General features: G+C 43.1%; 13 protein-coding genes and 1 riboswitch. Of the genes, 8 read left to right on the top strand and 5 right to left on the bottom strand.

The genetic code is table 11. From position 1 onward, the window contains the following. Positions 1–20 precede the first annotated feature (20 nt). Genes GMD3S_RS0204645 through GMD3S_RS0204635 form a run of 3 tightly spaced genes read left to right on the top strand, consistent with a single transcriptional unit; the run spans position 21 to position 2,435 of the window. The gene (locus GMD3S_RS0204645; RefSeq protein WP_000657470.1) at positions 21–1,253 is read left to right on the top strand and encodes an MFS transporter; all 1,233 of its coding nucleotides are present in this window, start codon (positions 21–23) and stop codon (positions 1,251–1,253) included. Between the two features lie 12 nt (positions 1,254–1,265). Continuing rightward, a complete protein-coding gene (gene ruvA / locus GMD3S_RS0204640) occupies positions 1,266–1,859 on the top strand; it encodes a Holliday junction branch migration protein RuvA (protein WP_000273401.1) in 594 nt (197 codons plus the stop codon). Positions 1,860–1,868: 9 nt separating this feature from the next. Continuing rightward, positions 1,869–2,435 carry a DNA-3-methyladenine glycosylase I gene (locus GMD3S_RS0204635; protein ID WP_001126063.1) on the top strand — a complete coding sequence of 189 codons (567 nt, stop codon included), beginning with the start codon at positions 1,869–1,871 and terminating at the stop codon, positions 2,433–2,435. A gap of 79 nt (positions 2,436–2,514) precedes the next feature. Here GMD3S_RS0204635 and GMD3S_RS0204630 read toward each other — a convergent pair whose 3' ends face one another. From GMD3S_RS0204630 to GMD3S_RS0204610, 5 genes are all read right to left on the bottom strand, one after another. Beyond that, on the bottom strand, positions 2,515–2,778 hold the full coding sequence (locus tag GMD3S_RS0204630; protein WP_000166112.1) for a SemiSWEET family transporter: 264 nt from the start codon (positions 2,776–2,778) through the stop codon (positions 2,515–2,517). A 105-nt stretch (positions 2,779–2,883) separates the two neighbouring features. Further along, positions 2,884–3,918 carry a S66 family peptidase gene (locus tag GMD3S_RS0204625; protein ID WP_000255130.1) on the bottom strand — a complete coding sequence of 345 codons (1,035 nt, stop codon included), beginning with the start codon at positions 3,916–3,918 and terminating at the stop codon, positions 2,884–2,886. 167 nt (positions 3,919–4,085) lie between these two features. Continuing rightward, positions 4,086–4,433 (bottom strand): TfoX/Sxy family protein, encoded by a 348-nt coding sequence (locus GMD3S_RS0204620; protein WP_000331822.1) that lies wholly within the window; start codon positions 4,431–4,433, stop codon positions 4,086–4,088. 15 nt (positions 4,434–4,448) lie between these two features. Next, the gene (locus tag GMD3S_RS0204615; RefSeq protein WP_000077993.1) at positions 4,449–5,126 is read right to left on the bottom strand and encodes a DUF1129 domain-containing protein; all 678 of its coding nucleotides are present in this window, start codon (positions 5,124–5,126) and stop codon (positions 4,449–4,451) included. Positions 5,127–5,137: 11 nt separating this feature from the next. Next, entirely contained in the window at positions 5,138–6,082 is a 945-nt protein-coding gene (locus GMD3S_RS0204610) for a magnesium transporter CorA family protein (RefSeq protein ID WP_000815617.1), read from the bottom strand. A 136-nt stretch (positions 6,083–6,218) separates the two neighbouring features. On the opposite strand from GMD3S_RS0204610, the gene uvrA reads away from it, so the two are divergent. The 5 genes from uvrA to GMD3S_RS0204585 all read left to right on the top strand — a co-directional run bounded on the left by uvrA (position 6,219) and on the right by GMD3S_RS0204585 (position 14,336). Further along, positions 6,219–9,050: an excinuclease ABC subunit UvrA gene (gene uvrA / locus GMD3S_RS0204605; protein WP_001152875.1), complete on the top strand. Its 2,832-nt coding sequence runs from the start codon at positions 6,219–6,221 to the stop codon at positions 9,048–9,050. After that, positions 9,043–10,104, top strand: a complete 1,062-nt coding sequence (locus GMD3S_RS0204600) for a M24 family metallopeptidase (RefSeq protein WP_001042876.1) — start codon at positions 9,043–9,045, stop codon at positions 10,102–10,104. Before uvrA ends, GMD3S_RS0204600 begins: the two co-directional genes overlap by 8 nt. 55 nt (positions 10,105–10,159) lie before the next feature. Further along, positions 10,160–10,311, top strand: a riboswitch (M-box (ykoK) riboswitch). Positions 10,312–10,506: 195 nt separating this feature from the next. Next, a complete protein-coding gene (mgtA, locus tag GMD3S_RS0204595) occupies positions 10,507–13,167 on the top strand; it encodes a magnesium-translocating P-type ATPase (protein WP_000858853.1) in 2,661 nt (886 codons plus the stop codon). A gap of 134 nt (positions 13,168–13,301) precedes the next feature. Beyond that, the gene (gene spx, locus GMD3S_RS0204590; protein WP_000591165.1) at positions 13,302–13,700 is read left to right on the top strand and encodes a transcriptional regulator Spx; all 399 of its coding nucleotides are present in this window, start codon (positions 13,302–13,304) and stop codon (positions 13,698–13,700) included. A gap of 66 nt (positions 13,701–13,766) precedes the next feature. Further along, positions 13,767–14,336, top strand: coding sequence for an SP0191 family lipoprotein (locus GMD3S_RS0204585; RefSeq protein ID WP_000734687.1), 570 nt, complete (start codon positions 13,767–13,769; stop codon positions 14,334–14,336). Positions 14,337–14,359: the final 23 nt, after the last annotated feature.

The following is a 14,359-nucleotide window of genomic DNA, read 5'->3' as shown; positions in this document are numbered from 1 at the left end:
TTATGAAAAAGGAATGAAAGATGAAAGAATTTTTTGCCCTCCCCAAGCAAATTCAAATGCGGGAATGGATGAGCTTTGTAGCACGGATTTTAGAGAGTGCCATTACTCCTTTTATGGCCATGTACTATGTTCAATATTTTGGAGCCTTTTGGGCGGGGTTATTGATGATCACAACCAAACTCATTGGTTTTTTAGCTGGGCTGTATGGTGGACATTTGGCGGATCTTTGGGGACGTAAGAAAGTCATTGACTGGGGAAACTTTGGTCTTGCGAGTGGCTACTTTCTTGTGCTGCTGGCAAATATGCCTAATCATATTTTTCCCTTTTTGACTTTTGTCGGAATGTTGCTGGCAGAGACCGCAGGAACTTTCTCTTGGCCGGCTATTGATGCGATGATTATTGATTTGACCGACGAGCAAAATCGCCGTTTCGTTTATACGATTAGTTATTGGTTTGTCAATGTATCCGTTATGTTAGGAGCAGGGCTTGCAGGTTTCTTTTACGACCACCATTTTTTTGAGTTGCTTCTGGTTTTGACGGTGATTAGCTTCTTGAATTTTTTCCTCGCTTGGAAATATTTTTCAGAAAGCAAGCCAGCTAATCTGGTCTTTGAGCATGGTAGCAGTCCTTTGGCAACTGTGAAAAATTATGTTTCTGTTTTTCAGGACAAAATTTTCCTACTTTATACGTTAGGGACTGTATTTAATGGAGTTATCTGGTTGCAAATTGACAATTATATACCCGTTCATTTGAAAGAGTCATTCATCGCGAGTAGTATTTTCGGTATTCATATTTCAGGAGCTAAGATGCTCAGTATCATGGTCTTTATCAATACCCTGATTATTGTTTGCTTCATAACGACTGCCAATCGTTTGACCAAGGAAATGAAGCTCATACCGCAGTTTTTATTGGGAAGTATTATCTTTGACTTGGGTATGCTTTTCACCATTGTCTTCAGGAGTTTCTGGGCTCTGTTTTTGCTAGCCATTCTCTATACTATGGGGGAACTCATCTGCATGCCGCCAAGCCAAGTTTTGCGGGCGGAAATGATGAATGAGAATAAGCTCGGAACCTACTCAGGTTTCCTTAATATGGCGCAGCCTTTAGCGTCTATTTTAGCGGGGGCGATGATTTCTATCAGCGCTGCAACAGGTGCTGTAGGTGTTTGGCTCGTTTTTATTGTGTGTGCAGTACTTGGGTTGCTTCTTATCATCAGAGCAGCGCATTTACAAGGAATTGCAAATCAATTATAGAAAGTGAAAATTATGTACGAATATCTAAAAGGAATCATTACCAAAATCACTGCTAAATATATCATCCTTGAGGCAAATGGTATCGGTTATATCTTGCATGTAGCCAATCCCTATGCCTACTCAGGTCAGGTCAATCAAGAAACTCAGATTTATGTGCACCAAGTTGTTCGTGAGGATGCCCATCTGCTCTACGGTTTTCGCTCAGAAGATGAGAAAAAGCTCTTTCTCAGTCTGATCTCGGTCTCAGGGATTGGTCCTGTGTCAGCTCTTGCTATCATCGCAGCTGATGACAATGCTGGCTTGGTTCAAGCGATCGAGACTAAGAACATCACCTACTTGACCAAGTTCCCTAAAATTGGCAAGAAAACAGCCCAGCAGATGGTGCTGGACTTGGAAGGCAAGGTAGTCGTGGCTAGTGATGACCTTCCTTCCAAGGTCGCAGTGCAAACCAGCGCTGAAAACCAAGAACTGGAAGAAGCTATGGAAGCCATGCTGGCACTGGGCTACAAGGCGACTGAACTTAAGAAAATCAAGAAATTCTTTGAAGGAACGACGGATACAGCAGAGAACTATATCAAGTCGGCCCTTAAGATGTTGGTCAAATAGGAGTATAATATGCCAAAACGCTGTGGTTGGGTAAAAATGAATAATCCCTTATATGTAGCCTATCATGATGAGGAGTGGGGGCAACCCCTTCATGATGACCGCGCTCTTTTTGAACTGCTCTGTATGGAGACTTATCAGGCTGGTCTGTCTTGGGAAACGGTACTCAACAAACGCCAGGCTTTCCGAGAAGCATTTCATGGCTATCAAATTCAAGAGGTCGCGGAAATGACAGATGGGGAGTTGGAAGCCATGTTAGAGAATCCAACCATCATTCGAAATCGAGCCAAGATTTTTGCGACGCGTGCCAACGCCCAAGCATTTTTACAAGTCCAGAAAACCTTTGGCTCTTTTGACGCTTATCTCTGGTCCTTTGTTGAGGGAAAAACGATCGTGAATGATGTTCCTGACTATCACCTAGCACCTGCTAAAACAGCCTTGTCTGAAAAGTTATCTCAAGATCTCAAAAAACGAGGCTTCAAGTTCACAGGTCCAGTCGCAGTTTTAGCTTTTCTACAAGCGGCAGGTCTGATTGACGACCACGAAAATGATTGTGAGTGGAAAAGCGGAAATAAGTGAGTGCAGGCGTCTAATTATCTGAGAATATAGAAAAAGCTGAGATGAGTTTCTCAGCTTTTTGATTATATGCTAGTAATTTTTATAGTGCAGTGAGAAATGTCAGTCCACCTAAGACAACGCCGGCTGAGTTTGGAATAATTAGTATCCAATCCTTCTTAGGTTCTTTTGTCCATCCGTAAATAACCCAAATTAAACAAGATACTGCTGCGGATAAAGGCTGAAATGGTTGAGCCTTGTTGCCTTGTAAATTGGCAAAAATTTGTGGGATGTAGGCGATAAATACAATAATCCCGATAAAGGCCCCGATTGAACCGACAATTTGATTTATTTTTTGTTTAGTCATATACACCTCCTTTAAAAAGATATCATAGAAATAAGCAAAATGCAATAAATTCAGACACAAATTGTAACGAAAATCAATACCAAAGCACAAAAATGGAGAAATTGTTTATTTTTTGTTATAGTCAAAGCGAATGACTTGCTTCTGTGTATCCACATAAGCGTGAACGCCAAAGGGCACAATGGCTCTTGGAGTTGCGTGACCGACATTCAGATTATAGACAATCGGGATATTGTTATCAATGATATCCAATAGTGCTTCCTTATAGTCGTCATAGAAGGTTTCATCCATTGGCTTTCCGACCAAGAGTCCACTGATAACCCCAAATATCCCCGTGTCCTTTAAAGTCCGCAACATTTTTTTGAAATCATCAGGTTCAGGCTTTTCTTCGCTTGTTTCTAGCAAGAGAATCTTTCCTTCCCAGTCACATAAGTCAGGGAAGAGTCGGTACTCTTGGCAGAGGTCCGTGCTGTCTGCGTATCGAGAATTGTCAAAGATATCATAGAGGGACTCAAGGCAACCACCGAGAATTTCTCCCTCAAACTGAGCATTTCCTTGCAACAAATCAAAGCCTGTATTTACATGACTGATACGAGCTGTTCCCAGAGCCTTGGGACTAAAATCAGTCCGTTCCTCATACCAAAGGTCGCTAGGGCGGATTTCTGAGATTCTTCCCGTCTCGATCAATTCTTTAAAGTAGTGGAGACTATAGGGCAACATCTCCTTGTCCAATTCACAAATGTCTGCTAGAAAGGATTGCCCATAAAAAGTCTTGATCCCTAGTTTGTGCAACATAAGGTGGTTCATGGTTGTATCCGAGAAGCCAAGAAAAATCTTTTGTTGGATAACCTTTTGGAGCTGGTCGTTTTCAAAAAGGTAGGGTAGCAAGCGATAGGTATCATCCCCACCGATGGCGCATAGGATCATGTCGATGCTATCATCAGAAAAGGCCTGCATCAAATCCTCTGCACGTGCCTCCGGATGGTCCTTGATAAAGTCTAACCCTTTTAGCGAATGGGGCAGAAAGACAGGATTGAGTCCCAAATCCTTGAGACGTTGAATACCCAAATCGACTTCGTGTTTGACAAAATCCTCTCCGATAACACCACTAGACAAACTCACGATACCAATAGTAGAAACCATATCTCATCCTCCTAGAAATTGATTGAGCCTATTTTATCATAAAAGATGGGAGAAAACTATAGGGATTGGGGGTAGAAGTTCTATTGGATATCAAGAAAGCAAGAAAAAAGCAACCGCTAGTGCAGTTGCTTATCGTTTTACTAATCTGTAATCTCACTAGATATGAGTTACTTGGTTAACTCTTGATTATAGGAGAGGGCTAAATCAATCCAGTAAGGAAGTTCTTTTTGACCTTCAATATCTAGGTCTATATAGCCATGATAAGGTCGCCCTCTCATCAATGTAGTATGAGCTCCTGTTCGGGGTAGAACTTGCTTTTCTATTTCTTTGCCAATTCTGACCATAACCAGTTCGTCCTTTCTGGAACTGACTGTAAGGACCATTTTCCCACGAATCATAAAGGCAAGGCCACCAAACAGTTTCTTTTCTTCTAGCTCTTCTTCGAAAATTTGGGGAGGAAGTTTGAGTGCTAGAATTTTTCGAATCTGCTGAGCTAAAGATTGACTATATGCCATAGCTTTTCACTTCTCTTAATAACGTGATGGGCCTGCGCTTGCGCTTCGGATATTGAAACGTTTCTTGAGATAGAAGCGAAGGGCGAGAAGGGCTGCTCCTAGGACAGCCAAAGGCAATGGAGCAAGGACTGGATTGAGGTTGGCTGGTAGGAAGCTTGTTGCAAAGAAGACAACCAACCAAAGAAGCATAGCAGCGAGGATGACGAGGATTGATTTCCAGAAAGGAGGGCGCTGGCTACGATCTGTGTCTGGTCCATAGTACTGGTAGACAAAGTAGTACATCAAGTAGAAGGCAAGTCCTCCTACAAGTCCAACCAACAAGAGGGTAATCAAGCCATAGCCAATAGCCTGATCTGTAGAGAAGAAGGTAGTCAGAGCGCTAACCAATGCAAAGAGACTGGTGATAAAAAGGGCTGAGTCCATAATCATGAGTTTTGGATCGTCATTTTCTTTTGGATGCTCTTTTTCGTATTGCTCCTTGACAGTGAAGCTATGAGCCCAGTGGGTTGGAGCCCCGTAGAGGGAACGTGCAGTCGTCCCCTTGGCTTGCTCTTCAAGGATTTTAGGAATGACTTCCTCAAAGACAGCCTTGATTTCAGCGTCTGTTTTACCATCTTTAATAAATTGTTGGGTAGCGATGTGGATAAACTCTTGGTTTTTCTTAGTTAATTTTTGTAAATCAATCTGAGACATAGGGATTCCTCTTAGAACCATTTTTTATGGATGAGATAGAGAGTGAGCGAAACACTCATAGCAAAGGCGATAAAGACGATTAACCAGAAGGCATGAGGCTCACCGTTTAGAGGGATTTCATTATCCTTAAAGTTCATCCCGTAGGCTGAGAAGATCATGGTTGGGACAGACATAACGATGGTCACGAGAGCCAGGGTCTTCATGATGTTGTTCTGGTTGTTGGAAATGATAGAGGCAAAGGTCTCTGTCATAGAGTGAAGGACATTTCCATAGATATCTGCCATCTCGATGGCCTGTTGGGTTTCAATCAGAGTGTCTTCGAGTAGGTCTTCGTCTTCTAGGTATTTCTTGATATTGCTAGTTGCGCTAGTCAATTTCTTAATCACGCGCTCGTTCGTCTTCAGTGAGGCCTTGAAATAGACGATGGTCTTTTCCAATTCCATGAGCTCAATCAGCTCTTCGTTTCGAGTGGATTTGTGAAGTTGACTTTCGATTTGTTCACTCTTACGGTCAATCGAACGAAGGGCCGTAAGGTAAAGTTCGGCGTTGCGATAGAGAATCTGGAAGATAAAGCGTGAACGCATGAAGGTGTAAAAGTTGCGCAGTCTACGGTTGATAAAGACATCGAGAACGGGGAGGGGTTCCAAGCAGGTGGTGATAATGGTTTCCTCTGTGATGATAATCCCCAGCGGAATCGTAACGTAGTAGGTACGATTGTTTCTTTCCTCTGTGATGGGAACGTCCACGATGATCAAAGTGTACTCATCTTCGATGGTAATACGGGACATTTCTTCCGCATCGAGCGGTGCTCGAAGGTCGGCAATGTCAATGTCGAAGGCGTTAGCGATTTCCAACGATTCATTTTGTGTAGGATTGACGAGGTTGATCCAAGTACCTGGTTCAAGCGTGTCGATCTCTTTAAATTCCGTTGTTGTTGAGAGAAAAACTTGTTTCATATCCCCTATCCTTTCCTACTATTCAGTGATTCATTTTTTGCACCGTACTATTATACTATAAAAACAGCTTTTTGGGTAATAGAATTTCACATTTTTTGGTATAATGGAAAGCAATAATGGACTAGAAAGAACAAAGATGCAAGATAAAATTGTGATTCATGGGGCACGTGCCCATAACTTAAAAAATATTGATGTGGAGATTCCGCGAGACAAGCTGGTTGTTGTGACTGGTTTGTCAGGGTCTGGGAAATCCAGTCTGGCCTTTGATACCCTCTATGCTGAGGGCCAACGTCGCTATGTAGAGAGTCTATCAGCCTATGCTCGCCAGTTTTTGGGCAACATGGAAAAACCAGATGTAGATGCCATTGATGGTCTCAGCCCAGCTATTTCCATCGACCAGAAAACGACTAGTAAAAACCCTCGTTCGACCGTTGGAACAACGACTGAAATCAATGACTATCTGCGTCTCCTCTACGCACGTGTGGGGACGCCTTACTGTATCAACGGACACGGGGCTATCAAGGCTTCTTCTGTAGAGCAAATCGTGGATAAGGTTTTGGAATTACCAGAACGCCAACGTCTGCAAATTTTAGCTCCGGTCATTCGTAAGAAAAAAGGGCAACACAAGAGTGTCATTGAAAAGGTTCAGAAAGATGGCTATGTCCGTGTCCGTGTGGATGGGGAAGTCTATGATGTGACCGAAGTGCCAGAGTTGTCCAAGAGCAAGCAACACAATATCGATGTTGTGGTTGACCGTATTGTTATCAAGGAGGGCATTCGTAGCCGTCTCTTTGACTCCATAGAGGCTGCCCTTCGTATCGCAGAAGGTTATGTCATTATCGACACTATGGACGATTCTGAGTTGCTCTTTTCTGAGCACTATGCCTGTCCAGTTTGTGGTTTTACTGTTCCAGAGTTAGAGCCACGTCTCTTCTCCTTTAATGCTCCTTTTGGCTCATGCAGTGAGTGTGACGGTTTGGGCATCAAGCTGGAGGTGGATGTTGACTTGGTGGTTCCTGATACCAGCAAAACTTTGCGTGAGGGAGCCTTGGCACCTTGGAATCCTATCTCATCCAACTACTATCCAAACATGCTAGAGCAGGCCATGACAGCCTTTGGAGTGGATATGGATAAGCCTTTTGAGGACTTGTCAGAAGAAGATAAAAACTTGATTCTTTACGGGTCTGATGGCAAGGAATTCCATTTCCACTATGAAAATGAATTTGGCGGTGTGCGCGATATTGACATTCCTTTTGAGGGAGTTGTCAATAATATCAAGCGTCGTTACCATGAGACTAACAGTGACTACACCCGTACCCAGATGCGACTCTACATGAATGAGCTGACTTGTGGAACCTGTCATGGCTATCGTCTCAACGATCAGGCCTTGTCTGTCCGTGTGGGTGGTGAGCAAGGACCACATATTGGTGAAATCTCAGATCTGTCTATCGCAGACCACTTGGAGTTGGTGAGCCAGCTGACCTTGTCTGAAAATGAAGCGATTATCGCCCGTCCCATTCTCAAGGAAATCAAGGATCGATTGACCTTCCTCAATAACGTAGGTCTTAACTATCTGACCCTGTCACGTTCGGCAGGAACCCTATCAGGTGGAGAGAGTCAGCGTATTCGCTTGGCAACCCAGATTGGGTCCAATTTATCAGGTGTCCTTTATATCCTGGATGAGCCGTCGATTGGTCTTCACCAGAGGGATAATGACCGCCTGATTGCTAGTCTGAAAAAGATGCGTGACTTGGGCAATACTCTCATCGTGGTGGAACACGACGAAGATACCATGCGCGAGGCGGATTATCTGATTGACGTTGGTCCAGGTGCCGGTGTTTTTGGTGGCGAGATTGTTGCTGCAGGAACACCCAAGCAGGTGGCCCGTAATAGTAAGTCTATTACAGGCCAGTACTTGTCAGGTAAACGTGCCATTCCAGTACCAGAAGAGCGCCGTGCCGGAAATGGTCGCTTTATCGAAGTGACAGGTGCGCGTGAGAACAACTTGCAAAATATCACTGCTCGCTTCCCATTAGGAAAATTCATCGCGGTGACAGGTGTGTCAGGTTCAGGGAAATCGACCTTAATCAACAGCATCCTCAAAAAAGCCATTGCGCAGAAGCTCAATCGCAATTCAGACAAGCCTGGTAAATTTAAGACGATTACAGGGATTGAGCATGTAGACCGCTTGATTGATATTGACCAGAGTCCAATCGGGCGAACGCCAAGGTCTAACCCGGCTACCTATACGGGAGTTTTTGACGATATACGTGACCTTTTTGCCCAGACAAACGAAGCTAAGATTCGAGGCTACAAGAAGGGCCGTTTCAGTTTCAACATCAAGGGCGGTCGTTGCGAAGCCTGCTCAGGTGACGGGATTATCAAGATTGAGATGCACTTCTTGCCAGATGTTTATGTTGCTTGTGAAGTTTGCCATGGGACTCGCTACAACAGTGAAACCCTCGAAGTTCACTACAAGGAAAAAAATATCTCGCAGGTTTTGGACATGACCGTCAACGATGCGGTGGAATTTTTCCAACACATTCCCAAGATTCAACGCAAACTTCAGACCATCAAGGATGTGGGGCTGGGCTATGTAACGTTAGGACAACCAGCTACCACCCTTTCAGGTGGAGAAGCCCAGCGTATGAAGTTAGCTAGTGAGCTCCACAAACGCTCGACAGGAAAATCCTTCTACATTCTGGATGAGCCGACGACAGGGCTTCATACCGAGGATATCGCTCGCTTGCTCAAGGTTTTAGCTCGCTTTGTCGACGATGGCAATACTGTTCTCGTCATTGAGCACAATCTGGATGTCATCAAGACGGCAGACCATATCATCGATTTGGGACCTGAGGGCGGTGTCGGTGGCGGAACCATCATCGCAACAGGAACTCCAGAAGAAGTAGCAGCCAATGAAGCCAGCTACACAGGACACTATTTGAAAGGAAAGTTACATCATGAATAAACGTGTGCAAGCATTTCTAGCTAAAATGCAAGAAAAAGAACTAGATGGTATCATCATCAACAACCTTAAAAACGTCTATTACCTGACCGGCTTTTGGGGCTCAAATGGAACAGTCTTTATCAGCCGTGACCGTCAGGTTTTGGTGACAGACTCTCGCTATATCATTGCTGCTAAGCAAGAAGTGACAGGTTTTGAGATTGTGGCTGACCGCGATGAATTGGCTGTTATTGCAGGCATTGTTAAGGATATGGGCTTGTCTCGCGTTGGTTTTGAGGACGAGATTTCGGTTTCTTATTACCACCGTATGCAGGCAGCTTTTGCAGGTTTGGACTTGCTTCCACAGACTCAGTTTGTTGAAGCACTTCGTATGATTAAAGATGAGAAAGAGATTGCGACTATTCGCAAGGCATGTTCTATCTCAGACCAAGCTTTTCGTGATGCGCTTGACTTTATCAAACCAGGAAAAACTGAGATCGAAATTGCCAACTTCCTTGACTTCCGTATGCGTGAGTTGGGAGCATCTGGCTTGTCTTTTGATACCATTCTAGCAAGTGGAATCAACTCTTCTAAACCTCACGCCCACCCAATGCACAAGCCAGTAGAACTAGGCGAAGCAATCACCATGGACTTCGGCTGTCTCTACGACCACTACGTCAGTGATATGACACGGACCATCTATCTAGGACATGTCAGCGACGAGCAAGCAGAGATTTACAATACGGTTCTGAAAGCCAACCAAGCTCTGATTGACCAAGCTAAGGCTGGCTTAGGTTTCCGTGACTTTGACAAAATCCCTCGTGATATTATCATCGAGGCAGGCTATGGCGACTACTTTACCCACGGTATTGGACACGGTATCGGACTGGATATCCACGAAGAACCCTACTTTAGCCAAACTTCCAAAGAAGTCATTAAATCTGGTATGGTCTTGACTGATGAACCGGGTATTTATATTGAAGGTAAATATGGCGTTCGTATTGAAGATGATATCTTAATTACAGATAACGGTTGCGAATTGTTGACTCTAGCGCCGAAGGAATTAATTGTTATTTAAGAAAATTAAGATAAATCATTGACTTTTATATTTTAAAGGTTTATACTGATAGACGAAAACGGTAGGTGAGGCTACCATAGGGATACGGATGACTACCGCAAAGCAGTGGAGACACTACTCGTTGGTCAACAGTCCTGGTCGCGAAGGCCAAGACTAAGCTCATTACATCGCCCTATGGAGTTAAAGCTTGAACGAAAAAACAGATAATTAGTTTTTTAATCCTGCCATTTTATGGTGGGATTTTCTACTGTTTTAAGAAAAAGAAAGGAGAAAAACGATGCAAATTGACGATCATCCAGAACCGCACATACACAGCCAATCGCTGATTTGTGTCGTTCTGCCCTTATAAAGTGATTAGTCTCTGTGTATGAAACACATCATTCATACAGATAGGAGAAACCAATGAAAACTACAAAAGAAAGATTAGCAACAGCTATTCACACACCCTTAAACGAAACTCTATCTTTTTATAAGACAAGTCTAACAGGCTTGACTGAGGAGCAGGTGGAGAAAAATCGTGACCTATATGGCGAAAATACCATCACCAAGGGTCAAGAAGACAGTATCCTCAAAAAGATTTACGAATCCATCATCAATCCATTTACAATCATCCTGCTGGTCATCGCTATGATTTCCATGGTGACCAATGTCTGGCTGGCGAAGCCTGGACAAGAAGATCCGACGACCTCTATCATCATCGTTGTTCTCGTTCTAATCTCTGGTGGTATACGCTTTGTCCAAGAACTGCGTAGTGACAAGGCTGCGACCAATCTATCAAAAATGATTGTGAACACAGCCACAGTTATTCGTGAAGGCCAGAGTTTAGAGGTTGCAATTGAAGATTTGGTCGTTGGAGATATAGTCAAATTAAGTGCTGGGGATATGATACCAGCAGACCTCCTTTTGATTGAATCACGTGATTTCTTTGTTCAACAGTCTGGTTTGACAGGTGAAAGTGACTCGGTTGAAAAACTAGCCTTGTCAAAAATGAGTCAGTCAAATTTTGATAGTCTGCTAGAAGCAGAAGCGCTCGCTTTTATGGGAACCAATGTGATATCAGGAAGCGCCAAGGCTTTGATTCTAGCGGTCGGTGATGACACCATGATGGGAGAAATCGAGCAGACTCTCAATACCTATGACGAACCGACCTCTTTTGAACGGGAGATGAACAGTATCTCTTGGCTCTTAATCCGTTTGATGCTGGTCATGGTTCCCATCGTCTTTCTCTCCAATGGCTTGACGGATGGAGACTGGCTGGAAGCTGGCGTATTTGCACTGAGTGTTGGTGTTGGTTTGACACCTGAGATGCTTCCTATGATCATCACAGCCAGTCTAGCAAAGGGTTCTATTATCATGGCCAAGGAAAAAGTGGTCATCAAAAAACTCAATGCCATACAGGACCTAGGTGCTATTGATATCCTATGCACAGATAAAACCGGAACCCTTACCCAAGACGAAATTGTCCTTGAATATCCTTTGGATATACATGGAGATTTGGATTTGTCTGTGTTGAGACGTGCCTACCTCAATTCCTATTTTCAAACCGGTTTGAAAAACTTGATGGACCGTGCCATTATCAGTAGAACTGAAAAAGAAGCTAAAGAACACGCTATTCTACAAAATTTGGATACTAGCTTCCAAAAAATAGATGAATTACCCTTTGATTTTGAACGCAGACGGATGAGTGTCATCGTCAAGGATGAGAACGAAGTTGTTAGTTTGGTAACCAAGGGTGCTCTAGAGGAAATGCTTGCGATTTCAACCCATGTGGAATATCAAGGTCAGATTAGCCCTCTGACGGATGATATCCGAGCGGAAATCTTAAAAGAAGTAGATCAACTTAATCAACAGGGATTGCGAGTCTTGGGAGTCGCTTATAAAACAGGCTTAAAGGAAGGTTTTGCTTACTCCGTTGAAGATGAAAAAGAGATGATTCTAACAGGATATCTTGCCTTTCTAGATCCACCAAAACCATCAGCAGCACCTGCTATCCAAGCTTTGTTAGAACACGGTGTTCAAACAAAGATCTTGACGGGTGACAATGAAAAGGTAACCCAAGCAGTTTGCGAAAAAGTTGGTTTAGACGTTGATCAAATCTTGTTGGGTTCTGATATTGATGCCATGACGGACGAAGAATTGGCCCAAGCAGTTGAGAAAGTGACTGTCTTTGCCAAACTCTCTCCGGATCAAAAAGCACGAATCATTTTACAAATCAAATCGAATGGACATTGTGTCGGCTATATGGGAGATGGGATCAATGATGCCCCTTCTATGAAAGTGGCTGATGTGGGGATTTCTGTTGATACAGCAGTAGATATTGCCAAAGAAACGGCTGATGTCATTTTGCTAGATAAGGATTTGATGGTGCTTGAAAAAGGGCTGGTTGAAGGGCGTAAGGTCTACGCTAATATGACCAAATATATCAAGATGACGGTCAGCTCTAATTTCGGGAACATTTTCTCTCTTTTAGTGTCTGGTATCTTTTTACCTTTCCTTCCTATGGCTCCGATTCACTTGATTGTGTTAAACCTCGTCTACGACCTTTCTTGCATTGCCTTGCCATTTGATAATGTAGATGAAGACTTTTTGAAGCATCCCCATAAGTGGGAAGCTAAGTCTATTACTCGTTTTATGATTTGGATGGGTCCGATTTCTTCTGCCTTTGATATTTTGACCTTTATCTTGCTCTATTTTGTCATTGTTCCAATGGCGACAGGTCAAGCTTATGCTCACGGAGCAGAGTCTGCAACGGGCTTTATCATCTTGTTCCAGACAGGTTGGTTCATTGAATCCATGTGGTCCCAAACCATGGTTATCCATATGCTTCGTTCAGCAAAACTTCCTTTCTTACAAAGTCGTCCATCATGGTTTGTTCTTGGAACAACCTTGCTAGCAGCTAGTTTTGTGACCTTACTTCCCTACTCTTCAATTGCTAGCCTGCTTCATTTAACCCCTTTGGAACCAATTTATTTCCTCTTTTTGCTTTTGATTATCGTTCTCTATATGATAAGTGTTACAGTTGTAAAACGATTGTATATCAAAAAATTTAAAAGTTGGTTATAAATTGATTTTGTCAAGAAAAAAGTACGAAAATCGCGAAAAAAGTTAATTTTTTTTAAAAATAGGTCGCAAGTCGGATGTTTTTTATGGTATAATAGACTAAACTGATAGTAACATGTAGCGAAAGGGGTAGGTACATGATCAAAATTTATACAGTCTCAAGTTGTACTAGCTGTAAAAAAGCGAAAACCTGGCTCAATGCCCACCAGTTAAGTTATAAAGAACAAAATCTCGGTAAAGAAGGAATTACAAGAGAAGAGTTATTAGATATTCTCACGAAAACAGATAATGGAATTGCCAGTATCGTTTCGTCAAAAAACCGCTACGCTAAGGCACTTGGAGTTGACATCGAGGATTTGAGTGTCAATGAAGTGCTCAACTTAATCATGGAAACACCACGGATCTTAAAGAGTCCGATTCTCGTTGATGAGAAGCGCCTACAAGTCGGCTATAAAGAAGATGATATCCGTGCCTTCTTGCCACGCTCTGTCCGTAATGTAGAAAATGCAGAAGCACGTCTACGTGCAGCTCTATAAAACATCAAGGCTGGGAGTGACTCCTAGCCTTGTTTGCTCTTTTGTTTTAAAATCATGTGAGGAATTATGAAAAAGTTACTAATTGCTAGTTTTGCTCTCCTCTTTTTGCTTGCGGGATGTGGGCAAAAAAAGGAAACCCCTGCTGCTTCTACAACAGCATCTGAACCTCTCCAATCCAACCTTCCCGTTTTGGACAATGCCGAAAAGAATACGGTTGTCACCAAGACCTTGCTGATGCCGAAGTCAGAAAATGGAACGCAGCAGATTCAGACCATTACTTATAAAGGCAATCAGTTTTTGACCTTGACCATCCAGCAAAAACGACCTGTCGGGGATGAACTCAAGACCTTTATCTCTGAAAATGGCCTAGAGGAGACGCAAAAAGCGCTTCTAGAAGCGGAAGAAAAGGATGAGACCATCCAAGAGGCACGCAAACTAGCAGGATTCAAACTGGAAACCAAGCTACTCAGCGAGACAGAAATCCAGACGACAACGACTTATGATTTTCAAGTATTGGATGTCAAAAAGGCATCTCAGCTGGAATATTTAAAAAATATCGGCCTTGAAAATCTCTTAAAAAACGAACCTAGCCAATATATTGCAGATAGAGTGGCAAATGGGGCGACAGAACAATAGAAAATCCAAATTAATAGACTGAC

Origin of the sequence: Streptococcus sp. GMD3S (assembly GCF_000298695.2) — a bacterium.
Classification (GTDB): domain Bacteria; phylum Bacillota; class Bacilli; order Lactobacillales; family Streptococcaceae; genus Streptococcus.
This window is presented reverse-complemented; position numbering and strand designations above follow the sequence as displayed.

What these genes read in the sequence shown, in the direction of transcription:
- GMD3S_RS0204645 (WP_000657470.1), top strand. Translation starts at nt 21, where the DNA reads ATGAAAGAATTTTTTGCCCTCCCCAAGCAAATTCAAATGCGGGAATGG.
- ruvA (WP_000273401.1), top strand. Translation starts at nt 1,266, where the DNA reads ATGTACGAATATCTAAAAGGAATCATTACCAAAATCACTGCTAAATAT.
- GMD3S_RS0204635 (WP_001126063.1), top strand. Translation starts at nt 1,869, where the DNA reads ATGCCAAAACGCTGTGGTTGGGTAAAAATGAATAATCCCTTATATGTA.
- GMD3S_RS0204630 (WP_000166112.1), bottom strand. Translation starts at nt 2,778, where the DNA reads ATGACTAAACAAAAAATAAATCAAATTGTCGGTTCAATCGGGGCCTTT.
- GMD3S_RS0204625 (WP_000255130.1), bottom strand. Translation starts at nt 3,918, where the DNA reads ATGGTTTCTACTATTGGTATCGTGAGTTTGTCTAGTGGTGTTATCGGA.
- GMD3S_RS0204620 (WP_000331822.1), bottom strand. Translation starts at nt 4,433, where the DNA reads ATGGCATATAGTCAATCTTTAGCTCAGCAGATTCGAAAAATTCTAGCA.
- GMD3S_RS0204615 (WP_000077993.1), bottom strand. Translation starts at nt 5,126, where the DNA reads ATGTCTCAGATTGATTTACAAAAATTAACTAAGAAAAACCAAGAGTTT.
- GMD3S_RS0204610 (WP_000815617.1), bottom strand. Translation starts at nt 6,082, where the DNA reads ATGAAACAAGTTTTTCTCTCAACAACAACGGAATTTAAAGAGATCGAC.
- uvrA (WP_001152875.1), top strand. Translation starts at nt 6,219, where the DNA reads ATGCAAGATAAAATTGTGATTCATGGGGCACGTGCCCATAACTTAAAA.
- GMD3S_RS0204600 (WP_001042876.1), top strand. Translation starts at nt 9,043, where the DNA reads ATGAATAAACGTGTGCAAGCATTTCTAGCTAAAATGCAAGAAAAAGAA.
- mgtA (WP_000858853.1), top strand. Translation starts at nt 10,507, where the DNA reads ATGAAAACTACAAAAGAAAGATTAGCAACAGCTATTCACACACCCTTA.
- spx (WP_000591165.1), top strand. Translation starts at nt 13,302, where the DNA reads ATGATCAAAATTTATACAGTCTCAAGTTGTACTAGCTGTAAAAAAGCG.
- GMD3S_RS0204585 (WP_000734687.1), top strand. Translation starts at nt 13,767, where the DNA reads ATGAAAAAGTTACTAATTGCTAGTTTTGCTCTCCTCTTTTTGCTTGCG.